Annotated in this window: 27 protein-coding genes and 3 pseudogenes; 24 read left to right on the forward strand and 6 right to left on the reverse strand. The window is 52.2% G+C overall.

What is annotated here, in order from left to right; genetic code table 11:
• Positions 1 to 542 precede the first annotated feature (542 nt).
• The 10 genes and pseudogenes from IEY38_RS20560 (at position 543) to IEY38_RS20605 (ending at position 10,684) form a co-directional block, all read left to right on the forward strand.
• Positions 543 to 1,391 carry a ParA family protein gene (locus IEY38_RS20560; RefSeq protein ID WP_188980839.1) on the forward strand — a complete coding sequence of 283 codons (849 nt, stop codon included), beginning with the start codon at positions 543 to 545 and terminating at the stop codon, positions 1,389 to 1,391.
• Entirely contained in the window at positions 1,388 to 1,780 is a 393-nt protein-coding gene (locus IEY38_RS20565; protein ID WP_188980842.1) for a hypothetical protein, read from the forward strand. Before IEY38_RS20560 ends, IEY38_RS20565 begins: the two co-directional genes overlap by 4 nt.
• Before the next feature lie 258 nt (positions 1,781 to 2,038).
• Entirely contained in the window at positions 2,039 to 2,443 is a 405-nt protein-coding gene (locus IEY38_RS20570) for a DUF5684 domain-containing protein (RefSeq protein WP_188980844.1), read from the forward strand.
• Positions 2,444 to 3,441: 998 nt separating this feature from the next.
• Positions 3,442 to 4,089 (forward strand): DUF6498-containing protein, encoded by a 648-nt coding sequence (locus IEY38_RS20575; RefSeq protein ID WP_188980846.1) that lies wholly within the window; start codon positions 3,442 to 3,444, stop codon positions 4,087 to 4,089.
• Positions 4,090 to 4,859: 770 nt separating this feature from the next.
• Positions 4,860 to 6,056, forward strand: a complete 1,197-nt coding sequence (locus tag IEY38_RS20580) for a Cdc6/Cdc18 family protein (protein ID WP_188980848.1) — start codon at positions 4,860 to 4,862, stop codon at positions 6,054 to 6,056.
• Between the two features lie 367 nt (positions 6,057 to 6,423).
• Positions 6,424 to 6,600: pseudogene (locus tag IEY38_RS21805) on the forward strand (toxin-antitoxin system TumE family protein); the annotation flags it as partial.
• Positions 6,601 to 6,640: 40 nt separating this feature from the next.
• Entirely contained in the window at positions 6,641 to 7,039 is a 399-nt protein-coding gene (locus tag IEY38_RS20590; RefSeq protein WP_188980850.1) for an HVO_A0114 family putative DNA-binding protein, read from the forward strand.
• A gap of 621 nt (positions 7,040 to 7,660) precedes the next feature.
• Positions 7,661 to 9,586 carry a PQQ-binding-like beta-propeller repeat protein gene (locus tag IEY38_RS20595; protein ID WP_188980852.1) on the forward strand — a complete coding sequence of 642 codons (1,926 nt, stop codon included), beginning with the start codon at positions 7,661 to 7,663 and terminating at the stop codon, positions 9,584 to 9,586.
• A gap of 206 nt (positions 9,587 to 9,792) precedes the next feature.
• Positions 9,793 to 9,966, forward strand: coding sequence for a hypothetical protein (locus IEY38_RS20600; protein WP_188980854.1), 174 nt, complete (start codon positions 9,793 to 9,795; stop codon positions 9,964 to 9,966).
• Positions 9,967 to 10,171: 205 nt separating this feature from the next.
• Positions 10,172 to 10,684 carry a type IV pilin gene (locus tag IEY38_RS20605; protein WP_229775411.1) on the forward strand — a complete coding sequence of 171 codons (513 nt, stop codon included), beginning with the start codon at positions 10,172 to 10,174 and terminating at the stop codon, positions 10,682 to 10,684.
• Positions 10,685 to 10,887: 203 nt separating this feature from the next.
• On the opposite strand, the gene IEY38_RS20610 is transcribed toward IEY38_RS20605, so the two are convergent.
• Positions 10,888 to 11,046, reverse strand: a complete 159-nt coding sequence (locus tag IEY38_RS20610) for a hypothetical protein (RefSeq protein ID WP_188980858.1) — start codon at positions 11,044 to 11,046, stop codon at positions 10,888 to 10,890.
• A 244-nt stretch (positions 11,047 to 11,290) separates the two neighbouring features.
• Here IEY38_RS20610 and IEY38_RS20615 point away from each other — a divergent pair, with 244 nt between their 5' ends.
• On the forward strand, positions 11,291 to 11,686 hold the full coding sequence (locus IEY38_RS20615) for a hypothetical protein (RefSeq protein WP_188980860.1): 396 nt from the start codon (positions 11,291 to 11,293) through the stop codon (positions 11,684 to 11,686).
• A 270-nt stretch (positions 11,687 to 11,956) separates the two neighbouring features.
• Here the strand turns inward: IEY38_RS20615 and IEY38_RS20620 are convergent, their stop codons facing one another.
• Positions 11,957 to 12,448, reverse strand: coding sequence for a hypothetical protein (locus IEY38_RS20620; RefSeq protein WP_188980862.1), 492 nt, complete (start codon positions 12,446 to 12,448; stop codon positions 11,957 to 11,959).
• A 10-nt stretch (positions 12,449 to 12,458) separates the two neighbouring features.
• Entirely contained in the window at positions 12,459 to 12,758 is a 300-nt protein-coding gene (locus tag IEY38_RS20625) for a ribbon-helix-helix protein, CopG family (protein ID WP_188980870.1), read from the reverse strand.
• 658 nt (positions 12,759 to 13,416) lie between these two features.
• On the opposite strand from IEY38_RS20625, the gene IEY38_RS21500 reads away from it, so the two are divergent.
• The 8 genes and pseudogenes from IEY38_RS21500 (at position 13,417) to IEY38_RS20665 (ending at position 19,904) form a co-directional block, all read left to right on the forward strand.
• A complete protein-coding gene (locus tag IEY38_RS21500; RefSeq protein WP_229775412.1) occupies positions 13,417 to 13,557 on the forward strand; it encodes a hypothetical protein in 141 nt (46 codons plus the stop codon).
• Between the two features lie 1,459 nt (positions 13,558 to 15,016).
• Positions 15,017 to 15,994, forward strand: coding sequence for a CPBP family intramembrane glutamic endopeptidase (locus IEY38_RS20635; protein ID WP_188980871.1), 978 nt, complete (start codon positions 15,017 to 15,019; stop codon positions 15,992 to 15,994).
• A gap of 756 nt (positions 15,995 to 16,750) precedes the next feature.
• Entirely contained in the window at positions 16,751 to 16,972 is a 222-nt protein-coding gene (locus IEY38_RS20640) for a DUF7557 family protein (protein WP_188980873.1), read from the forward strand.
• Positions 16,969 to 17,370 (forward strand): type II toxin-antitoxin system VapC family toxin, encoded by a 402-nt coding sequence (locus IEY38_RS20645; protein ID WP_188980876.1) that lies wholly within the window; start codon positions 16,969 to 16,971, stop codon positions 17,368 to 17,370. The genes IEY38_RS20640 and IEY38_RS20645 overlap by 4 nt, the downstream gene beginning before the upstream one ends.
• Before the next feature lie 50 nt (positions 17,371 to 17,420).
• Positions 17,421 to 17,512: pseudogene (locus IEY38_RS20650) on the forward strand (IS5/IS1182 family transposase); the annotation flags it as partial.
• Positions 17,513 to 18,176: 664 nt separating this feature from the next.
• A complete protein-coding gene (locus tag IEY38_RS20655) occupies positions 18,177 to 18,425 on the forward strand; it encodes a hypothetical protein (protein ID WP_188980878.1) in 249 nt (82 codons plus the stop codon).
• Between the two features lie 280 nt (positions 18,426 to 18,705).
• Entirely contained in the window at positions 18,706 to 19,197 is a 492-nt protein-coding gene (locus IEY38_RS20660; protein ID WP_188980880.1) for a hypothetical protein, read from the forward strand.
• Positions 19,198 to 19,571: 374 nt separating this feature from the next.
• Positions 19,572 to 19,904, forward strand: coding sequence for a hypothetical protein (locus IEY38_RS20665; RefSeq protein ID WP_188980881.1), 333 nt, complete (start codon positions 19,572 to 19,574; stop codon positions 19,902 to 19,904).
• A 304-nt stretch (positions 19,905 to 20,208) separates the two neighbouring features.
• Here IEY38_RS20665 and IEY38_RS20670 read toward each other — a convergent pair.
• From IEY38_RS20670 to IEY38_RS20680, 3 genes and pseudogenes are all read right to left on the reverse strand, one after another.
• Positions 20,209 to 20,469, reverse strand: a pseudogene (locus IEY38_RS20670) (hypothetical protein); the annotation flags it as partial.
• The gene (locus tag IEY38_RS20675; protein WP_188980883.1) at positions 20,466 to 20,795 is read right to left on the reverse strand and encodes a hypothetical protein; all 330 of its coding nucleotides are present in this window, start codon (positions 20,793 to 20,795) and stop codon (positions 20,466 to 20,468) included. The gene IEY38_RS20675 and the pseudogene IEY38_RS20670, both read right to left, overlap by 4 nt.
• A 153-nt stretch (positions 20,796 to 20,948) precedes the next feature.
• A complete protein-coding gene (locus IEY38_RS20680; protein ID WP_229775413.1) occupies positions 20,949 to 21,338 on the reverse strand; it encodes a hypothetical protein in 390 nt (129 codons plus the stop codon).
• A 138-nt stretch (positions 21,339 to 21,476) separates the two neighbouring features.
• Here IEY38_RS20680 and IEY38_RS21505 point away from each other — a divergent pair, with 138 nt between their 5' ends.
• The 5 genes from IEY38_RS21505 to IEY38_RS20705 are packed head-to-tail and all read left to right on the forward strand — an operon-like array spanning position 21,477 to position 23,363.
• On the forward strand, positions 21,477 to 21,959 hold the full coding sequence (locus tag IEY38_RS21505; protein WP_229775414.1) for a hypothetical protein: 483 nt from the start codon (positions 21,477 to 21,479) through the stop codon (positions 21,957 to 21,959).
• A complete protein-coding gene (locus IEY38_RS20690) occupies positions 21,956 to 22,273 on the forward strand; it encodes a hypothetical protein (RefSeq protein WP_188980885.1) in 318 nt (105 codons plus the stop codon). The genes IEY38_RS21505 and IEY38_RS20690 overlap by 4 nt, the downstream gene beginning before the upstream one ends.
• The gene (locus IEY38_RS20695) at positions 22,270 to 22,482 is read left to right on the forward strand and encodes a hypothetical protein (protein ID WP_188980887.1); all 213 of its coding nucleotides are present in this window, start codon (positions 22,270 to 22,272) and stop codon (positions 22,480 to 22,482) included. Before IEY38_RS20690 ends, IEY38_RS20695 begins: the two co-directional genes overlap by 4 nt.
• Complete coding sequence (locus IEY38_RS20700) at positions 22,472 to 22,615, forward strand: hypothetical protein (RefSeq protein ID WP_188980889.1); 144 nt, start codon at positions 22,472 to 22,474, stop codon at positions 22,613 to 22,615. The genes IEY38_RS20695 and IEY38_RS20700 overlap by 11 nt, the downstream gene beginning before the upstream one ends.
• Complete coding sequence (locus IEY38_RS20705) at positions 22,605 to 23,363, forward strand: hypothetical protein (protein ID WP_188980890.1); 759 nt, start codon at positions 22,605 to 22,607, stop codon at positions 23,361 to 23,363. The genes IEY38_RS20700 and IEY38_RS20705 overlap by 11 nt, the downstream gene beginning before the upstream one ends.
• Positions 23,364 to 23,527 lie beyond the last annotated feature (164 nt).

Below are 23,527 nucleotides of genomic sequence, written 5' to 3' on the forward strand. Positions count from 1 at the left end.
ACATAGCTGGGCTCGCTGGGATCATCCTGTTGGGGCTCGGAGTGTATCGCTCGGTGAATGGGGAAGCTGACGCAAGGGCTGATAATCGGTAGCGTATCCTTTTGTGGACCTAGTTTCGGCTCGACCACAGATCTCACTCAAGGCCACCAACCGCACTCCTATCGTAGAGTAACGTCGAATCATGCGCTGGCCACTCAGCGTACGATTGGTGTCCGATTTATCGAAAGACAGTACAGCGAACCGGCTGATTACGCAGTTCAAAGATGACAGGATACTTGAAGAACTCAGCGAGAAAGAAGGGAATCGATTCTACTGGGCGAACAGAGTCTTCAAAATAATCAGCAAGCCGCTCGACCGACTCTGACGTACTGAGCAAAACAGGGTGTGAGGCGTATGCATTGAGAGCGCCAGTCTCAACTACTGTCGAGCCGTCGTGCAATGGGTCCCATGAGGTGTATTCTTCAACTGGTGGCTTTGGCGAAAACAGTAGCAGGCGTGTCTGACGTATCTTTACGTATCCATATACGTATACGTTGGCGTATATGGCAGACTCAGCATTCAGAGCAGCCACATTTCTTGACAAGGGTGGCGTCGGAAAGACGACCGCAACAGCCCACCTCGGTGTGGCTCTTGACCAGCAAGGATACGATGTCCTCCTACTTGACCTCGCCGGCAAGCAGGGCGACCTCGCTAAGCACTTCGGTCTCTGGGAGGAAGTCCAAGCTGGCGAGGACCGCTGGCCGAATATCACGACCGTGTTTCAAGACCAATGGAAGAAGATTGCTGAGAAACTTCCCACACCAGTTGCGGATCTCATCATGCCGACCGGGGAAGGACCAGACCTCATTCCCGCCCATGAGAGTCTCGATGGGCTCGACGCAACGCTCGGCAACATCGACGATGCAGCAGAGCGATACAGTCGCCTCGATGAATTTCTCACGGGGTATGTAGCCGATGACTACGATGTGATTCTATTAGATTTACCGGGGAGTACGTCGAACATCGCATACAACGGTTTGTGGGCAGCTGGTCATGTTGTCGCCCCTGTTCGTCCTGGCCCATTCGAGGCTGGACAAGCGGAACAGTTGCGTCGGGATCTGGAGACAATTCGTGATGAACAGGGAGTCTCAATCGAGCTTATGATGGTGCTGCTGAACGAGGTTGACGAGCGAACGAAAGCAGGGAAAACCTATCTAGAAGAGTTCCAGACAGAATATCCAGACGCACTTGCGCCGACACAGATACCATCGTCACAGGATGTGCAGAACGCACAGATGAACGGTGGGACACTATTTGCACTTGACCGGCGTTCAAAGACAGCAGACCGGGCGATCGAAGCATACGAAACCAATGCAGGGGTACTTGTAGACCGACTGGGGGCCGAAGAATGACAGGAGCTGATGACGAACTAGAGGAGTTGCGAAAGCAGACTGATGTGGGAACACGGGCAGAAGCAGAAAGCGCCGGCGACGGGACAGATAGGTTGGAGGATGCTATTGTCACGCTACTCGGTGAGGTAGAGCGCGGTGACATCTCGAAAACTCTCTCGGTTCGTGACGAACAGCTTACTGCACTCATCCGAGGACTCGAAGAAACTGGTAGCCTCGATGATGTCGGCACGTCCCTGAAAGAGGAACTCGGCCGTGATGATGACGAAGCCATGACTGACCGAAGCGAACTACTCCGTCTCGCAGTACGGCTTGGGATTCAGGAGGCAGCACCAGAAGTGGTTGAGACAGCCCGAGACGCCAATGCTCGTCATGCCAGCGAACAGTTCTAGTATCCATATATGAATCCGTATACGCATACGTATCCGGATTAGCGAAGCCAATAATTCTCTATCGGACGCTCTCTCTTGATTTCAGTGACGGTACCGGCGACAGCGTCAATTCCAACGCACCCACCCGCAGCAATTCACTACTGAGAACGGCGTCGTTAAGAGAGGTCCATCTCAGCATGACTGGTCTCTGAATACTAATCAGGCAAGTGTAAGGGTAGAATAGTTAACCTTTTCACCATTCAACACTGCGGCGACAATATGGTCCCGCTTGAATTGCAAGCCCCCCTCCAGAGTAGCGACATCATCGGTGCTCCAGTGGGCTCCGCAGTAGTACTGCTATTTCTGTTCGTACTCATCGCAGTCCGAACCGCTGGGATGTGGGCAGTGTTCAGTAAATCCGGCCACGCAGGGTGGAAGGCAATTATCCCGATTTACAACCTCTACGTGATGCTCCAGATCGGAGAGCAAGCGTGGTGGTGGCTGCTGCTGACGTTTGTCCCGGTTGTCAACCTCTATGCAGTGTACAAGATCCACGCTGGAGTGGCTCGGGCGTTTGGAAGAGGTATTGGGTTCGGGCTTGGACTCGCATTCCTTGACGTCCTCTTTTTCCCACTCGTAGGGTTTGGTGACTATCAGTATCACAGCTCCAGCCAACTAGCATGATCGACGTGCAAGCGCGACCGGTTGTTATCACCGCCGCAATACTCTGTCTTGTTGCGCTCGCCGGTTGTGGACAGCCCGCTGGTTCGCTCTCAATGGACCCAGTGAACGATACGGAATTAGCTGATAAGGCCAGCACGAATGTCTCTATGGATGAGGAATATCCAGGGGACTTAGATCGAGGGCAGATCATGCGTCAGTCATTCAAAAACAATTCAACTACAGTCACTGCGACGGAACCACCGTATAGTGCTAACGAGACGGTATACCGAGCTAATAGTCGGTTCTATACTCTGTCGTACACTGCGGTCAACACAACGACCGGCCGAGAAGTGACCTACCGTCTAAATTGGACTGGCAATGAGACCGACCAGAACGACCAGTCTGTCGTTAACCACCATGATCTCCCGCTAATTGACCAAAGGGCGCTTCTGCCCCCTGTATCCGCCTTGTCAGACGCCAGTTCCGATGAGGACGAAACCCCACCTGAAACGATTAAATATCAACAGACATATTCTTCTGCTGAATTGAATCGGTCAGTGATTGCTAGCGGGCAGTATGACGCAGTCAGGTATGATGGCACACTGATTCAGCTTGATATCGTGTCGAGCGAGTCCCAGCCCCTGACAGTGTACCGGTACCGGCCTGTGCCAGTCGCGAACGGTGTTGGTCCGTACTCTGCGTGTCTCCGTGACACGTATGCGTTCGAACTGAACGGGCTGGATTCGGATACACGAGCTGTCGTAACCGAGGCGACCGACGAGACATACCGTGCGGAGAACACCAGTGATGCGGCGTTCCGGTCAGTTCTTGATCGGTTCCACGACCACACAGCAGTCTCGGCAACTGACCAGGCTGGCTCATGGCTCGTCCAATACGACGGGCAACTCTATTGGGCTAGTCTTCGATATCACGCATTCGACGAGTATGATCAAATGGCAACGACCAACCAGCCCGCGGTTACTTGTTCGGGATAGCGCTCCTTGCTATCGGGCAACGAAATGAGTCTTGGATCATCGCTGCCTGATGCAAAATTAGTCTCTATATTTCTAGCCAATGGTGTGCTCGTAGCCGGGTTGCTTTTCTTCGGAACCTCGGCGGTAGCACTGTTGGTGTTCTACTGGCTTGAGCTCGGCGTGACTATGCTCTGGGCCGTTGTACGAGCCACGTTTGCCGGGAAACTCCCCAGCGAGGAAACCGATCGTGAGCCGTTCAACAGTTCCCAGTGGCCGATATTACATATTATTCTATCGAGTGGGTTCTTTGAAGATGGTGACGAGAATGCAACATCCAAGAGCGGTAGCTGGAGAGAGTGGCAGATCCCAGTTCCTAGAACTGAGGTTGCAATCTATCTCGGAACCATTCCTGGACAGGTCATTATCATTTTCTTACTCGGCGTAGTGTGGGCTGGATTCGGTGGGGTGGTCGCTGGCCCGATTGTTGCCGCAGCAGAGACAGCCAACACACCGATGTGGCCACTCACTGGAGCTGGTATCGTCTTTCTAAGCGAGGGTTGGCAAACGGCTACAGACTATTTTTACCGCGGCAGCTATCGTGAGAAGTCAGTCTGGACGGCAGTCAAGGGAGTGTTTTACAGTGCTGTGTTGAATAGCGCCCCCTGGACCACGGTGAGACGACACCGATTTTGAGACCATCGGCACCAGCCTCTGACAAGTCGACTCAAATTTCTACTGTCCCGACCAGCATCGCTATTCAACACAGCATGAATATCCACTGTTTTGTATACAACCTACGCCCCCAAGGTACAAGCGGGGTCGCGGTCAGTCAGTTTGGATTCAGGAACCACCGCAACCCATGCAAATTACTGTTCTTCAGACGGAGGAGGATGTCAATGACATCCTGGGTGGCAACAGACTGAATACCGACGGTCTTGCCTCGTGGCAAATCCAAGACTTGCCCCACGCCACACACCCCTCATTGCCGCTGTAAGAGTTTACTAGACCACCTGCTGATCGATTCTACCTGGGGAATCGGATAGAACCAGCGGAACTTTTCACTGAGGAAGAATGAATGGCCTAGATTTATAACCCCTCATGCACTTTGTTACCATACTGCACTTTAGCAGGCTGGAGTGACGACGCTTTAGCGTCAAAAACGCGAAACACTGGTTGCAGTCCCATTTACCAAAAGTTTCCCTAAGTAACTCCAGACGCTCCGTTGTCCGCTATTGAGTTGTCTTTCACTTGGAGACTCTGTTCACTCTTTACAGCGGCAACGAGGGGTGGGGGAGATCGCACACCTTCTAACTTTACAGCGGCAATGAGGGGTGTCTAATCCAGCCATACCGATTAAGAGGGGCTGAGTGGGCAGTTTTCGATATTGGATAGTCCTCTTCACCGGCTATACAGCGGCAATCCGGTGGGTTAAGTTAATGTGGCTACCCTGAGAGCATGGTGATATGAGCGACTCAGAGTCTTTTTTCGGCAACCCGGACCCCATTTTCGCTGACAAGGAACTTCTCAGAGTCAGTCATTTGCCGGAGGGTGATCGAATCATCGGTCGTGACACCGAACTCCAAAAGCTCGCAAGCGCGATTAAAGACGCCCAGCGAGGTGACACTCCCAACAACGTACTAATCTATGGGAAAACAGGAACTGGAAAAAGTCTCTGTTCCAAATATATCACTCGCGATCTCACAGAAGCAGCTGCTGAAAACGGTGTGAAAATTGGCGTCGCCTACGTAGACTGCTTTCAGGAATCAACTGAGACACAGACAGTTCGCACAATCGCCCAATCGCTCAATGCCCCTGAAGAGACTGGTATAACTGTCCCACATACAGGCGTCAGTACGTCGGATTATTATCGTCGCCTCTGGGATATCCTCGATGAGCGGTTGGACGTCGGAATTGTCATCTTGGATGAAATCGATAAGCTGGAAGGAGATAATGTCCTGATGCAACTATCGCGAGCTGCCGAAGCCGGGAAGGTAACAGAGAGCACCTTGGGTGTAGTTGGTATCAGCAACAAGATTCGATATAAAGATTCCCTCAACGAGCGGGTCAAGTCGAGTTTGTCAGAGCGTGATTTCGTCTTTCCGCCGTATGATGCCAACCAACTTCGGGAAATTCTGAAATCGCGCTCTGATGCGTTTCGTGAGGGGGTTCTAGATCAAGGCGTTATCCCGAAAGTAGCTGCCCTTGCAGCAAAGGAACACGGAGATGCGCGGAAGGCTATCGATATTCTACGATACGCTGGAGAGATAGCCGATGAGCATGACGACGACACCGTTCGAGAGAAATATGTCGACGAAGCTCACGAACGCGAAGAGCAGGCTAGACTCTCTGAATTGATTGCAAAGCAACCAGATCACTCAAAGTACCTCCTCCAGGCACTCGCGCTACAGGTGCAAGATACCTCGGGCGAGAATCCTGTAGTGTCGACCAAAACCGTCTATCCAGCGTACAAACGCTTGTGCGAGGACGTTGGTGTTGATCCACTCAAGATGCGACGTGTCCGTGACCTCCTCTCCGAACTCGCGTTTCTCTCGCTGATTGAACAGGAGCGTAAGGGACGTGGGAAAGGAAAGGGTGCACATACGGTCAACCAACTTGTTGATGACCCAGAAATTGTGATCCGGGCCTGCGAATCAGCGTGAACTGGCTATTGTTGTGACAGCGGTGCCGACACTGTGGGGAGCTGCCTGCTACATTGAGACTGCAGACAAGCCGCTGTAGAAATCACAGCATAATGGCGCTACTCAAAATCATCAATTCTCTGGAGATCGTACCCGAGTCCCACTTGTGAGAGTTGCATCTGGACGTCGGGCGTGGTAACGACGCCGGCGGGTCGGGTCCTGCTTTGATGGGGGCAGCTCCATACGTTTACAGTGATGGGCGGTGACCCATCACATGTAGATGGCACCCTACGAGACGGTCGAAGAGTACACCCGGGAAACAGACGGGTACGTCGAGCACGTCCGCATTCGCCGAACGGATGCTGAGCAGTAGCCGTGTGGGTACGACTACACGATGCACTACGGAACGACTGACGGCGAGACGCTACTCCGATACGATAATGCACACGAACGGCCGCACGGCCACGAACGTCACGTTGGCGACGACGTGACGGAAATCGAATTTCCGGGGATCATCGACTTGTTCGACCGGTTCCGGAGAGAGATCAACCAACTCCCACCGTAGTGACTGAGTCTCAGGGTGCCATCTAGATGGGGTTCAAAAAATGACAGACAAGACCACCCTCACCGTCCGCGTAGGCGATGGGGAACAGACGAGACAGGAAACGCGTGATCGACTCCGAGCAATGGAGCGTGGTGACGACATTGAAGACCGGCATGTCCTCGTCCTCGACGATGAAGCTGACCTGCAGCGCCTGCTTAGTCCGACCAACCTCGAATTGATGCGAGTGATTCGGGAGCACGAGCCGGAGAGCATGCGTGTGGCAGCTGACCTCGTTGAGCGAGATTTCAAGGACGTGCATCGAAACCTGACCGAACTAGAGGCACTGAACGTTATCGAGTTCGAGCAGTCGGGCCGCTCAAAACGGCCGATTGTTCGCTTCGACGCGATTGACGCCGAGATTACTCTCAACAGCGGTGACACCGACGTTGCTGCGGGGTGATCACGCTGACACTGTTCGGTGTCGCGCGATACCGCCACTAGCGCGGGGCCCCGCGCCACTTCATACTTCCCCCTGCCCGAGTCAAGAGAATTGGGTTTAGAAGGGCTGTAACGGCATCTCGCTCGTCAAGCTGGCAGAGGGTTCAATCCCAGTGCAGGCCTCGGACTGTTTGGTCGTAGATTCGACATCACTCCCACATCGATTCAAGTCGGTATTGATATCGCTCAGAGATGGACCGGCGAAGAGCTGCTCCACGCGATTCACGAAGTCGACCCGGAGAAAGTACCCGACTGAGACAGGGAACGACCCTGAAGAGGACGGAGGGTGGAGCACCATTACTAGGGCCTGGCACCCGACCTTTATCCAGCCCTCGTGCCTCTTTGCGCCGCTGGCTGGTCAGCTTGATTGGCATGTAAAAAATATCCCCCGAAATTCGGAACAACTAGTATGTAAATTAGCGTTATGTGTGAGTAAAGTGTTATTAAAAGGGGTTACTTGAGCGGCCACCGCTGTGCTTGGGATCGAAGGATAGAAGGCCACAAACTAGCTATTATTAAATTATTTGAGAGAGTAGGGACATTCAGCAAAATATTTATTAAATATCTGGTTCTTCGTGACTTCATGAAACGAAGAGAAGTTCTTTCCACTGGTGCGGGCCTTGCTATTACGCCAGTAACTGGTGCAGGTCTGAGCTCATCTGAATCCTCACCAACTGGGTGGGCACAATTTGGAGGAAGTTCACGTAACGTTGGATACACTAAAACCACCCCAACTGCGAGCGCTGGGGCATCTCATACGACAATCAATACTCTACAGGACCTTGGCGACATCCATAATATTGCATTTGATGACGAAATTCCGTGGTGGGACCTGAAAGTCAGGCGTCTTGTTATGACTAAATCTACTATATTGTATACTGGCCCATTAAATAATTTAGAAGATACTTACGAGATACCACATAGTGCTACAGGTGGAGTGGTTGCCATAGATCGCAAGACCGGGAACAAAAAGTGGGAGTTTTCTGAGTTTCCACAGCCATTCGACGGTGGTGTTGCCGTCTCTGATGGAATAGTGGTTGGCCTACAGCCTAAGAATACGACTAAATTCACCAGTGAGAATCTAAATTTTGATTATGAGGGTGGGTATATTTACGGAATAGACTTAGAAACTGGCCAGAAGGCTTGGCGCACTTCATTCAAGGGAGAGCCAGAACACCCACCCGTATCGGTTGATGGCACGACATACGCAGTAGCTGGCCATCATAATATTGGCAAGTCTCAGGAAGAGCTTAAACGACATCAGATTATTGCTGTTGACAACGAAACGGGAGAGGTCAAGTGGGAGATAACCGACAATCCAGAATTATATCGAAATGTAAATAATCTTGGCCTGACGCCTGCTGCCGACTCAGATGGACTGTTCTTTACTTTTGGTGGATCTGAGGTGGCAAAAATAACGCTTGATGGTAATCTGGACTGGTGTACAACCATTGATTCTGATGCTCATCACAGGAACATGGGGCCACCAGCACTTGATGAGAGATACGTATATGGAGTTCATGACTTCTTAGAGCCACGGTATTACCGAATAAATAAACGGACGGGAGAGGTCGATTATCTAAAGTCTTTGAATATTGGCCTTCCTCGCGTTTCCGTGGCGAGGCCCGCGTTAACAGCTGACTCTATTTATATCACAGCAACAGCAACTGGGTATGCTGATCAAGAATCACACACATCTTCAGTATTAAAAATAGACAAGTCAAGCGGAAATATTGAGTGGGAAACGAAGATCGGTAATTGGGTCACAGCGCCGCTTACTGTTACATCTAATGCCATATTTACTAGTACCGCAGTAGTAAACCGTTTTGTTGATTTTGATCAAAGAACCAGTTCTAGTTATCTGGAAAATATAGATAATAAAATAATTGCACTGGAACGAAACACTGGTAATAAAATCTATTCGCTTGACTTAGATTACCATCCAGTGTCTGAATTATTAGCTGATGAAAATGGGATATGCTTTCTCGACTATAAGAATATGATACATAAAATGAGTGATGGGAAAGATTACGACACAAGAAAGATAGTAGTACCAGACCCCACTATTAAATTAAACAAATCATCGAAAACCCGGGGCGGAGGGATGACAGTCAACGCAAGTGCGGCTGATTCTAATGCGAATAGTACAGTTTATGAGTGGCGATTAGATGGAAAGAATATAAGCTCTAATAAGACAAATATCAGCTTATCACTTGATGAAACTGGTGATCACAACATAAGCTTAATAGCTATCTCCGATAATGGAAATGTTGGTTCGGCGTCTAAGACTGTTACTGTGGATTCACAGACAGAGGTAGAATCTCGACAGCCAGAGACAGTGTCTCAACAGGCTCCCTCAGGTTCTGAGACCTCAGCAAGTGAGACTGTGTCAAAGAATGGTCCTGGATTTGGTATATTATCCTCCATAATATCAGGAGTTGCCGGTTCATATTGGCTTGTACGTTCCCAAATAAATCCGTCATCAGAGGACGCGAGGAGTAAAGAGTAGCTTGTTTTTCTGAAATGCAAACGCTACAAATAGTAAGACTATCGAAGAATCATTTGTCTGACCTGCCTCACTATGTCCCGGCACGGGGTCACGGTCCGTCAGCGGGTAAGCTCAGGAACCACCGCAACCCATGCAAAACACGCACGCAATTCGGCAAAAAGGTAGAGGTATCGCTACCCAACTCAGGCCGTCGCAACGAGGTGTTGATGCCCGGCCTGCGAGGGCGTCGGCTGCAGCGTCAGGTCCGCAAGCGCCAGCTCACGCAGGACTTCGGGTGGCACTCCCTCAGTGTCTCGAAGGACGGCGTCGAGCGTCCACGCGTCGTGTTCTGTGACTTGTCACTCTCGTCGCCGCTTGACTTGCGGGTGCCGATTCTGTAGCGAATTGATATCACACGCTCTTACGAGCAAAGGAGAGCGTGAAGTGACATTTGACAAGCGTGCGTCTCAAGCTTTATTAATATATTATTTTCTACATAAAGTGTCTGAGTTGCGACACAGCTTTCAATAGTATCAAAAAGAGTAACTACATTCAACTATGCCTAATTGCATGAATATTAGTCGCGTCTATGTAGACGAGAATGCAGTGAGTCCAGTTATCAGCGTGATTTTGATGGTCGCGATAACTGTGATTCTAGCCGCTGTAATCGCAACATCTGTCTTTGTTATTGGAGATACAACCACAAGTGTCGCCCCACAAGCGACGTTCAGTTTTGATTTAGAAGACAACGTCGAGTATAATACAGATTATGACTCCTATACAGCTGATAAAGTAACGATAACGCATGACGCAGGAGACACTATAGATAGCAACAGTCTCGCAGTTCGCACATACGGTGATGGAATCAAATATATCAAAGATAATGGCAACCTTGGAGGGTTTAATTACAGGTCAACATGGACATTTGAAGAGATGGGGGCCCCGAAAAAGGTGTCTGCAGGAACTAGTGTTACCGTGGTTACAATCCAACAAGACGCAGACGACGATGCGGATAGAGACGTGACAAGTTTGAATCGGCAAGAATTATACGTAGTTTATGAGCCCCCCAATAGCGATACCAGCGCTACACTCGGATATTGGGCGGGTCCAGATGAATAATATATTATTTAAACAAAATACAGATAGCATTTCTTGAAGAATTTGATGAGCTAATCATCGCAGCTTCTGACTAACCAACATGCCCCGCTCTCATCACCGCGTGTTGGTTAGCGAATTTCCACTCCGGAAGTCCAAGCCCGTTTTAATAGCCAGTCTTCCGTATTCGGTTGTATATGGCCGTAGCAGAGTCCCAGACGGTAGAACTATAGGATAGGTCTGAACTCGCCGTCCAGTATCTCGGTGCAACCGGCGACGACACAGCAGAGTTCGAAGTCGAACCCAAGGCAGAGGACGACACGCGCCGCTGGCGGCTCGAAATAGAGCGAACAGGCGGCTACGAGGTCGTTGCGGCGTGGGAGCACGGCGTTGCAGCTGACCTCGACGCTCCTGACTGGGTCCACGAACTTGTGGACCGCGCTATCTGATTCGATTTTAGCGTTTTGCTATCCCAGTAAAACGCTGTTACCAGTAGTTGCCAATACGGTTTCTTTATTCAGTTGTAGAGGTGAAATGCCTATTCAATAAGCGTGCGAATTGATCAGCGAGTCAGTTACACGTGGGCCGGAACGAATACTCACTTAGCCCCCAGCCGAGTAACTGCTCGTAATGAAACGGCGGTCCGTTATCATCGCTGCTGCTGGGATTGTCCCTCTCTCTGGGTGTTCGCTTTCTCCATCTGAGAGTGACAACATCCAGATTGCTAATCAGACCGGCCAGGAAGTGTGGACAGATATTTCTATTCAGAGCGAGGGAGGACTACTTTCGGACCCGCAAACCGTCTATCAGACGCGAACCAGACAACCACCAACATCTTCCTATCGTTCGACGCTCACCGATGTCGTTCCTCCCGGTGAATACGAGGTGACAGTCACGTTCGAGTCCGTCGAGACGGAGCAACAGAGCGACCCACGCACCACTCAATGGAATCCTACAGGCGAGGCAAGTGAGTCTCTGATAATCAGCTTGGGGCCTAACTTCGATGTGGAGTTCTTCACACAGTAGACGAGGTCGGTCTCCGTGATTGGTAGATAATAGGCCTATCCTCTGTACTGATGGAATAACGGGTTCTGACTAACCAACAGGTGGCCGCTACTGCCATCGTGTGTTGGTTAGCGACTCCCCACTCCGGGAGTCCAAGGGGGGTTTACATACCAATCGCTCGTCAGCAACAGGTACATACTCGCGCCATCATGGGGTCTGTCCTACCAGGTCCCGGCGCGGGGTCGCGGTTCGTCAGCGGTTCAGTCCAGAAATCACCGCAACCCATGCAAATTACTCTTCTTCAAATAAGTTCTGTGCCCGCCGATAGATCGGCTGTCCAAGCCAGGAACGTTGTTGGGCGAGGTGGTCAAGCTTCTCTAGAGCCGTCTGTCTATCCAGGACCTGCCGAGTTACCAGTGCTTTGAGAACAATAGGCGAAATAGCGACCTGTGCGTCGACGGCAGTCTGCAGTTCGGGCAAGGCACGGAAATCATCAGTAATGAGGAACGCTGCGTCAAGATCGTTGCACAGAAGCGCACAACTCCCTTCACCTTCGTCAATCCGAGATGAGGAAAGCGTGCCGTCAACCTCTCGGACAGTGATCTGCGCTGTATTGTCGACCACAGCCTGTGCAGCACGACCGTGGGTGTCGTCGTAGTCACTGGTCGCGTCGAGTTCGTCGATCACTGTCTCTGTAGTCGCAACCTCGAATTCGGTGAGCAGCGTCTCAAGCAGGTCGACCGACGTGAGTGAGATAAGGGCAGCTGTATCCGCGACAATCATACAGTGCTCACTACAGTTGCGCGAGATCGTCGGCCATCTCCTCGCCCTGTGCGAGCAGGGTCTTCGAGGCGCGGACGGATTCGGCATCTTGCCGGCCGATAACCTGCTTCAGAGACTCAAACCCGATCTCATCATCTAGATAGAGGTCGACGACGGTCTGCTTGAATGCCTCTTGATCCTCCATCTCATCTAAGTAGTCCTCCAGCGCCGCAACGACGATCTCTGTCCGGTTTTTGTGCGTTGCTGCAGCCGCGACATCCGCCTTCTCCACGAGGTCATCAGGCAATCGAAAGTTGACCCGGGTCGTCATGTATGTACAGTGTACACACAGATTCATAAACATCCGGGGCCGTTGCTTAGGCTGAAGCGGTTGTTCTGGATTTATTTTTGAGTATATTATTCGGATCTAAGACGCTGGTTTTTGAAGACGAATCTCTGATCATTGCATATATTTTATAATAATAACGCGCAAGACTAATCCAATGGCTATTGCCGAAATATATAGCATTGCCAAAGCTGCCTCACCAACATACACCAGACCAGCCATCATTAGCGAAAAAAAGGAATAGGCAGCTATATTCGACCACGAAACTTGGTATGTTGTCATACTATTGAATGAGCGGAATTTCTAATTACTGAATAGTATTATTGGAGGACGAAATCCTATCCCATATTTATTATATCCCCTATTTCATCAACCCCATCCTCAAGTGTGTCTTCTATCTTATCAATAACGTCTTGTCCTACTTCAACAAACCGACCAAGCTAGAGTTCACCGGCAAAGTAGTCAGTCGGATCGGCTACCCTCGCGGCGTTAGGCGGGCCTATTTTGCGCAGGCCCACGGCGTGGGGTCGCAGTCGGAGTGTGGCCGGGGGACTCGACGCAGCCACGGGCCACCTAGACGATCACCGACGATGGGAAGCGACAGGCGTGCGAGCAGGCGCTTGCCGAGCAAGGCTACGAAGTTATGGTGTGGGATCGACGGCTGGCATTGCCCTTCGCGGAGACCGAGCGATTTCTGCAGTGGCTTGGGGACCCGACGCCCGGCAGTGCGTACAAGTGGGCCGTAGAGCGTGAGGAGTACGAGCGGCGGCGTGAGGCAGTGTAGGCCGGGAATGGTTGCACTTGTGCTATCTGTTGCTCAGGTCGTGTGTATCTCATGACCTCCAGAAGTTCGGTTCTATGGCCTCGGCGACCGCAGCGACAGTGGCGGTGGGCGGATCTGCTGGTCTGTGACCCGTAAATCTCGTCGCCATGGGAGCTGCACGTGCTGGTGCCGTAGTGTGGGGGTTTTAGACACTGCCTGCATCGCGGGAGAGTGCCCATTTTATTCGGAATTCTATTCACTGCTTTCTGTCGTTGGACAGTTCAATCCCTGAGTCGATGCATTCTCCACTCTCACGAATTGGATGTCGTTCGATAGTAGAGTGATTGCAGGAATCGCACACTCTTGGTCAGCATCTCGTTTGTCTGCCGCTGTAATCTCTCTCTCGAATGTCGAGTTCAACATCCGGGCCATGAGCCGCATAGCGGAGTCTGTATTTCCCAGGAGTGCTTGTCCACGTCGCTTCAACTTTCTCCACCTCGTGGGCAGCGACTAAAACAGTTTCCTCTAAAAGAAGTTCCCCGTCACGGGAAAGCTCCACTCAGACATTCAGTGGAATTGAATAGCCATTTCTGACAAGAATAGGTCCCAATTCGATACCTTTTGGTTCAAAAAGTGAACAGCCACCAAGAAGTGATACTGCAGTAAGTCCAGCGAGTTGAAGCAGGCTCCGGCGCGAATAGCGGTGAGTCATAATTCCCAAATTCTACCTTTTGGAACACACTGAGTACACTTCAAACAGGTGGAAGGTATGCAGACAGGTTCTAACAGCGGAGTCAGAAAATACTTCAAGAAATCATCGGACATGCTGTGGTGGCTACATACTCTGTACTGACTAATATCAGTGGGAGAATGGCCGCTCATGACGGTATCTGACTAACCAACACTTCCCACTCTCACCACCGCGTGTTGGTTAGCGAGTCCTCACTCCGGAAGTACAAGCCTGTTTTAATAGCCAGTCGCCCGGATTCGGTTGTATATGGCCGCAACAGGGGCCCAGACGGTCGAACTGCATGATGGGACTGAACTCGCCGTCCATACCTTGGTGCAACCGGCGACGATACTGCGGAGTTCGAAGTCGAGCCCAAAGCCGAGGACGATACGCGCCGCTGGCGGCTCGAAATCCAACGGACTGGCAGCTACAAGATCGTCGAGGCGTGGGAGCACGGCGTTGCAGCTGACCTCGATGCTCCTGATTGGGTGCACGAACTCGTTGACCGGGCAGTCTGACTGTTTGAAATCACTTGTGTCGGTAATACGCTCTGACCAGCCGTTGCCAATCTGGGTTCTTTGGGCAGTCCTAGCGAGGAAACGCCTGTTCAGTACATTTGCGAGTTGAGTATGTTGTGAGGGTAGGGGCAGAAAGGTTGGTGCACACTCACCGTTGGGACTAAACGAACGCCGTGTCGAATTGTGGCAATGAGTCAAAATCATTAATGCATAGACATGAAATTGGGTGAATGTGTCAGAAAATATTTCTGTGGGTTCAGGGATAACAGACTTCATCCATCGACTTCTGTATGGCTCAGAGGATACGCGGCTACGGGCCACTTGGCGGGTCGTTATTCCGGTATTCGCCGCTCTTGTAACTTATCTGGGCGGCCGGATCGTAATGAGGATAGCATTCCAATCAGTTATTGGGAACGGTTCTAGAACGAGTGTCGTCCTTCAGACGCTGACTCCGCTCATCCTAACAGCTACACTCATGATTGCAAGCGGACTCGTTGCACTCGCCGTCGCCTCACGGCTTGATAACCGTCCACTCACCAGTTATGGATTCGCTTGGTCTACACAGTGGGTAGTGGACTTCCTCGCCGGAACAATAATCGGCGTAAGCGCTTTGATCTGTACAGTTCTCTATCAGGTAGCGAGAGGATATGCAACTCTTCGCACAGACCTGACTGGTGTTGGAGTTGATTCGATACCCCTCGGAGTTCTTGTCGTCGCTGCGCTGCTGGTGTTCTCTCTCTCAAATAACGTATTCGAAGAGATTGTATTTAGGACAATATTCATTCAGAATGCCGCAGAGGGTCTCGTAAAACGGTCTGTAGGGAAAAGAACAGCAGTCATGCTTGCACTCGTTGCAAGCACTCCGATATTCGGGATTTGGCATTTATTAGGTGGTGGATTGTCTGCCGTGCTCACTAGCCTTGTCGGGGGTTTTCTATTCGGAACAGCCTACATATTGAGCGGACAACTGTCGTTGCCAATTGGCGTCCACTTCGGAGGGGTGGCACTCTTAACACTAACTCAACAGCCCTTCTCGCAGAATCCAGAGTTGACGCTCCCCTCGCTTTTCATTGTAGAAATTGCAAATATATCGCTTGCGCAATCCATCGAGATATGGGTTGTACGGGCAGCAGTCGGTATCGTCCTTATTTGTGCGTGGGTGTATTATTCCGCTGGTGAAATTGCGATTGCTGAGGAGGTACGTCCGTAGTCGGTCACACGACAAACGTCTATGTTAGGTGCACAGTTGCTGTGCTTGTTCTCTGTCTTGACAATCGGTGTTACAGCAGTTTTCAATATATCTCTCCACCGCTCTGACCGGTTGCTTGAGCGGAAATAAATCGCAGATTAGACACCCTGTACTGATCGAATAACCGGTTCTGGCTAACCAACAGTTGGCCGGTGCTGCCACCGCGTATTGGTTAGCGAGTCCGCACTCCAGAAGTCCAAAGGGGGTTTACATACCCGTCGCTCATCAACTATGAATACACACTCGCGCCGTCGTGGGACCTACCTCTGACAAGCCCCGGCGCGGGGTCGCGGTCCGTCAGCGGGTAAGCTCAGGAACCACCGCAACGCATGCAACTCAGCAAAAAAGTAGCAGTATCGCTGTCTCGGCCAGGCCGTCGCAGACGCAGTGTATGAAGATCATGAGCTGACGCCAGTGAATGACAGCCAGCGGCGAGTGAAGGTACGGAAGCTTCGAGCGTACGATCTTGTGTCCTACACCGGTGAGAACCGCCATGGCGAGTATGTCACAACGGATGCTGACGTGGAATCAGACGTGGAGTTGCTGCTGCCGACTGAGGCGGTTTGAGTGTCGGTTGTTATGCGCAGGTTCTATTCGCTATCGCGATGGTCGGTACATCTGGCCGGGCGACAGAGTGTGTCCGGTTCTCACCACACAGCGGACTAATTCTCTCAGTCACCGAAACAGATACCAACCTCTTGTACACAACGTATACATATGAGTACTATCCGCGTCACCGACGAGGTGAAAGAACGCCTGCGTGACCTGAAGCGGGACGACGAAAGCTTCAACGACCTGCTGGACCGTCTCAGCCGGAGCGAGAAAGATGTTGAAGCCATAGCCGACTCACTCAGTAAACTTGGTGGCGACGACTTCGCCAAGAAGACGAAAGAAGCCCATGAAGAACTGAACGAATCGCTGGAGCGCCGTACCGAATGATTGTTGTCGACCGAGATATACTCGTCAAACTCGTCGAATCGAATCAGGCGGTCATCGACCACCTGAAACAGTATCGGGGCGAAGAGTGGACGATACCGTCACTGGTCGCCTGGGAGTCGTACAAGGCCCAAGACTCTCGACAGAAGATGATGCAGGCACAGCAGCGATTGCAATCTGATTTTGACCGGATACTGAACTTCTCCGACGACGCGGCCCTCGAAGCCGCGTATCTTCAGGACCGCCTTCAGTCGCAGGGCAGCTCTCTCGACACCGTCGACCTGCTGAACCTCGCCACCGCGTACAACGAAGGTGCCACGTTCATCACTCACAACAAGAACTATTTCGACAAAGAGCCCCTTCTGGAACTGGCTGACGTGGATGTCGTCCATACCGCCTAACTCTACAGAGTCATATTTACCGGACTAATACGGATAGCAACGGTCTGTAGCAGTCTTCTATGACTGAGACCGTCAATTCGGCTGTGAAGCGCTCGCTCGGCTTCGTCGTGCGAGGGTGTTCCTGGTGTTCCGAGAGTTCTGAGAAATCGCTCTGATGTGTGTTGTTTACAACGTCAAACGTGCTGTGAAGCAGTGAATTCCACCGGCTTATCAGTAGTTGCCACTGCGGTTTCTTTGTTCAGTTGTAGAGGTGAAACGCCCGTTCAGTAAGCGTGCGAATTTCGTGTTCAGATTTCGTATCGTACTTATTTCTGGTAGTTGTAAGTTAATCTATGCGTCCCGCCCTCCGATACACCATTTCACTAGGTGTTGGATTAGTAGTCACAGTTCTTGCAGCAGAGTTCGCCACATCGGACCACCTGATCATGGTCTCGCTTCTTCCACTCTACGGTGCAGTAACGTCGATGATTTTGGCACACAAACAACAGTGGCTCTCTCTGTCTCGTGGTAAGTCCACCCGGTCATCGAGGAAGCGAGGGGGTATTATCGGAGGTCTTGGCGCATTTACTGGGTATCTGCTTCTCCAAGCATCAATCCCCGCTGGACTTGCTGGCTATGGACTCATGCTTCTTGGCATGGCTGGCACTATCGGTGATATGGCAGAGTCATGAACCGCTTGTACTGATCGAATAACGGGTTCTGACTAACTAACACACTTCCACTCTCATCACCAAATGTTGGTTACCACATCCTCACTCCGGAAGTAAAACCCATTTTAATAGCCAGTCTCCCGTATCTGGTTGTATATGGCCGCAACAGAGGCCCAGACGGTCGAACTGCATGATGGGACTGAACTCGCCGTCCAGTACCTTGGTGCAACCGGCGACGACACTGCGGAGTTCGAAGTCGAACCCAAGGCCGAGGACGATACGCGCCGCTGGCGGCTCGAAATCGAACGGATAGGTGGCTACGAAGTCGTTGCAGCGTGGGACGGCGTCGCAGTAGACTTCGACGCTCCTGACTGGGTGCACGAACTTGTCGACCAGGCAGTCTGATCTGACTGTTCGAAACCGGTTATCCAGAAAATACGCTCTGATGTGTGTCGTTTGCTTCTTTTCGCGTACGAACAGCCAGAACGCTTACCTCATGCGTGAGGAAGAGCATTGCCGCGGTTTCCTTGCTGGCAGGAAACATAAACCGGAGTGGGAAACACAGTTCCCACTCTCTTCGTCACACTTTACCTGATTTGAGGACAACAACTGCACAGTGGATGTGCGTATTGATTGTCATTCAGAAAGCAAAACACCCATGTCATTTCCGGGAGGTAACGCGAGTATGTCCTCAATAGATGTTCGATCCCTCTTGATAGAAAGTCTTAGAATCGGTTCCATCTTATTTATCTCGTATACAATTGGTGCTGTAATCAATGGCATCAATGAGATTGCGTTTTTCGTCTATGTCGGCGACTATGTTCGCGAAGGCGTCATTCTGTCAGGAACAGCTATCGCTATCTTGTTCGTCTTATTACGGAGCGTTGCGCTTTCTCGTACCATCCACACTACGCAGAATAATCTAACTCCGACAACACAGGAATTTGTTCGCGAAGCAGTTGTACTGGCAGTACCCGTTGTCATTTGGTTTACAATTGCGGGGCTCTCTATGGTTCTTCAGTCACACAGTACATTTAATTCGACAATTGAGACGATTGAACTCGCTTCTACCCGAACCGGAATCCTCACCGCCAGTCTCTATGTGCTTTTCAGAGGTCTCACAGTCTTGCCTACAATCGAATTTAGTGGGAACGAGAATACATCGCCTGATGATTGAGACAGAACATTTTCACACTTTGATTCAAGCTATTATCCCTAATAGCAACTGTCGACTCAGAATCATTTCGTTACCAGCCTAACCGATCACGCTGGGCCTGATCCTGTTCCGATAACGGTCCAAACCTCGCTTGCTGGCCAAGAAAAGTAGCGACCGACCCAGAAGCTTGAAACTGAAAGCCTGTTCTACCTCCCCCTCTACCCTGACGAGTGGGTAAGTATTGCGAAAGCCCCACCCCTTAACCAGTGTAACGTATGCATCCTATAATCCCACATCCCTTGACGAATGTTTGATAAGAACCATCCTCTGGGGTATGTTTCGATAGCACCAGCACTGTTAGAAACGAAACTAGTGAGCCTTCTGAGAATGAAACAATGACAGAGCCCTGTAGACTCCCCTCAGATAAGGGAATCCGAATTGGAGAGTTCTTCAAAAAACAACAAGAGAAGTTCGGTGGGGCAGACATGTCTACCCACCAGTATGTATTGAAATATCACCAAATGAGCAAGACTAATCAAGAGAGAAAGTATAGAAAATCAGATCGATCAACTATAGCCTGTGATGAATCGCTGATAGCTGGTGTAGAAATATCAACCGAAAATGGACCGGTAAATGCACTTCAAGTTATGGCCGATGAATTGGGATTTCCATTCAAACAATTCGTAGTCCCCGAAAACAGGGCTATACCGTCATATTCGTTTCTGTAGAGAATAACGAAAACGCCCATGAGATGATCCGTCGAAGGAGAGATACAATTTGCGAGCTTATATCTCGATCACAGCTTGAGTTGCCTTACATTCTGTCAAGTGACGAAATAATCCACATTCAGGAACGGTACGTAGAGACGGCTACTGGCTAGTTTTTTTGACTCCCCACTGGGTGAGGGGTTTCCCGATCATGAGTACCGAACAGCAGTCCGTCGACGAGCAGCCTCCAGATACCGAATCCGACGACCAACCAGATGTTCGTGCACAGCATCGACAGGCACAGGCCAGTGGCGAGGTCTTTCAGGGCCGTCGCAACGAGGTGTTGATGCCCGGCTTGGGAGGGCGTCGGCTGCAGCGTCAGGTCAGCCAGTGCCAGCTCACGAAGCACTTCGGGCGGCACGCCGTCGGTGTCTCGAAGCACGGCGTCGAGCGTCCACGCGTCGTGTTCCGAACGCACCGGCGGCGTCGTCTCGACCAGCACGGTCGGGACGGTCTCCCGGAGCGCACGAGCGGCACGCTGGACACGCTGGCGGTTCTCAACCGTACAGCGAACGCTCTTGCTCATGCGTCCAGCCCCCGGGCGAGATCATCGACGAGCGACCCGCCGACGTGCGGGCCGATCTCCCAGCCGCGTTCGTTGTTCGTGTACTCGCACCACTGTGCGAGTGTTTCAAAGGGCGTCTCGGCGAGTGCGACTTTCTCGGCGTCGCCGTCGGTCGCGACAACGGCCACGGCGAACTCGTAGCTGTCCCAGTAGTGGGCTGCGCCTTCACCGTCGACGCCCAAGAACAAGGGGCGGCCCTGCGTGAGCAGTTCGCGGGCGGTACGTTCCTGTGGATGTGCGTCAGTCGTGCCGACAGATTTACTAGTCGGCGATGCAGACTTACTCATGGTTTCGGAAGGAACCGACGCGCCTGGTGTACCAGCACCCGGCGCGATTCGTGTTCTCGAAAACACGAAATCGCCCAGCGGCGCGTCTGTTCCTACTCGATAATCACGGCTTCCGGCCACTTAGTGATTTCGTCTATCTACGAAAAAATAGAGTTAGTTGTCGTCTATCTCATTCTCAACTCGCTCTATGCCCTGTTCCGTTGCAAAGTAGTATGCTCGTCGAGAGGAGCTGTCGCCCTCAATCTTCGAAATTTCGCCGTCACGGAGTTCCTCTGTATCCACTTTGAACAAGTCACCATCATCCACGAGGTCGCTCAAAATATTTTGCATCGTTCGATACGAGAATGTAACTCGGTGTTGGCGGTTCAAGCCAGCCCAGATGGCGAGTGGCGGCAGTGGTATATCGTGATGAACGACAAATTCCAAGACCAGTTTCCGACGGGCCTCTGGGGGCATATCTCTACCGTCGGTAACTTGGCGCTTATTCCCACCGAATGTTCCGGAACTCGTGCAGTAAATGCATTCTACGACTTTCAATCCCATATTTGCATTAATCTATGCAAAGCACTAAGTGCTTGTGATGGTACATCACCGAGTATGCGCGACTTGTCGGGGAGTAATCGGCTACTAAAATCGAGCCACCGGGGCTGGGGCCCCGCTGACCCGGTCGCGTACGGCACTATGACCGAGACAACCAAACCACAAAACGATACCGCACAGGAACGACAGGAGCGTCGTCTCCGAGCCGCAAAGCGCCTGCTGACCAACGCTGACACCGACGCCGCTGTCGTCGAGTACTGCCGGGCCGTCCTCGACCCGCCGGGCTACGAGCGTAGCCACACACAGGCGCGATTAGACGCCTGCGCAGCCCGGCTCGCATTGGCCCAGACAGACACCACGACCAAACGCACGCGCGAAGCCAGGCGAGTACTGCCAGACCGTCAGCGGAGGCCCAGCATGAGCAGGCATCGCCCGGCCTCTCTCGATGGCCGCCCGCTCGAAAACGCCACGGTCTCGATCACACGCGCTCGCAACGAAGCGCTGTGTACCGAGTATCGCCGTCGGGTCACTGTCAGCAACAGCGCTGAGTACGGCCACGCTCGCGGGCTTCGACTCAACACCACCGTCTGCCCACATCACTGCCACGGTGGTGAGAGTGCATGACGCCCGATCCCGACGCCGGATACTACGTCATGCCCAGATCCCGGTGGAACGACGCCACAGTCCACCATCCAGCCCCCGAGGCGACCCGGGAGGACCCGACGCCACTGTGTGATGTCAGCACTGACAACGAGGCCTTCCGCGTCGCCGATGACACCGACCGGGACCGCTATGGCCTCTGTCGTGTCTGTGCCGCCACCGTCAACGACGACCCCGACCCACGCGGGAACCACGGCCAATCCGGGCGCTCGCCCGCCGATGTCCTGCGCGAGAACGGCTTCAACGTGCCCGAAGACTCGACGGGGGGCTCAGCATGACCCGCCTCGAACTCGTCGAGAAACCCGACACGCCCGAAAGTTTCACCGAGACGATCGAGCACTACGGCGCTGCGATTCCCCGCGAAGGCGAGACCGTCACGTGGGACAGTGACCACTACCGGGTGACCGAGGTTCAATATCGCATCCAGCTGGGCACCGTCGTCGTGCACCTTCGACCACGCGACCAGGAGGACAACGATGGCGAGTAAGTCCGACGCCACCGTCGACCGCGTCGTCGAGATTGCCGATCTCGTCGCGGATCAAGAGAACGCCGACGCCGAGTGGGTACTACTCGATGCGCTCGGGAGAGTCCGCAAGCGGGGGTGGCCCGATGAGTACTGAGTCACCTTACGGTAGCGTCGAAGACAGCGATGAGTCGGTCTTGAATGAGCAACTGTATGCAATGCTCAAAGAGCAACAGGCCCACATCGAGCACCTCGACGGTCAACTCGAAGAGGAACGACAGCGCCGCGAGGAACTAGAAGACACGTTGGAGATCGTCCAGCAGCCGGTATTCGATCTTGATGACGTGGTCGTTGGCTCAGAATATACTGCCAGCCTGTACGCTGAAGAGAATCCACCATTGCTGGCACAGCTTGCTAACCTGAGCGACGGCGAGACCATTGCCGACCTCCGGGAGGACCTCATCAACGAACAGAAAACACGATCTCGCCAGGACAGTCAGATCAACCGGAAAATCAACGAGCTTGCTGATGCGTCCGGTGTTGACCTTGACGATGCCGACGTAGCTGGACAGGATAAGATTCAGCGGATGATTGCGAATGGTCCCGAGGACGTTACCGACCGTGTCTATGCTGTTCACGAGCGGGCACGTGAAGTTCTCCTGCACGCCGGGGAGTGGGGAACCGCAGTCGAGGACTCCTTTGGCCGCCGGATCACGCTGAAAGGCCCAGAAGTCCGTGAGAAGCTGGAGTTGGTCAGGAACGAGGACCTCCAGTCGAAACAGGTCGGCGATGTGTTTGACAAGATTGTCGAGCTGGCAGCGGACTCACCGCGGAAAGTCAAGACGGATAAGAACGGCGACGGCGTGCGAGTACTTCGAATCCATCTCCAACAGGAAGGGCTGTAAGAAATGTCAGATTCACAGACTCCGCTTACACCTGTAGTAAGCTCAGACAGGAGTGACGGGTGTAAGACCCAGCGCCGGAACGCCACTTCTGACCGGAAGCAAGGAACAAAGCCCCCTCCACAATACAACTCTAGTTGAGCTTTAGCCGAAGTTGGTTCGGTGTT

It is taken from the genome of Haloarcula sebkhae (assembly GCF_014647415.1).
GTDB lineage: Archaea > Halobacteriota > Halobacteria > Halobacteriales > Haloarculaceae > Haloarcula > Haloarcula sebkhae.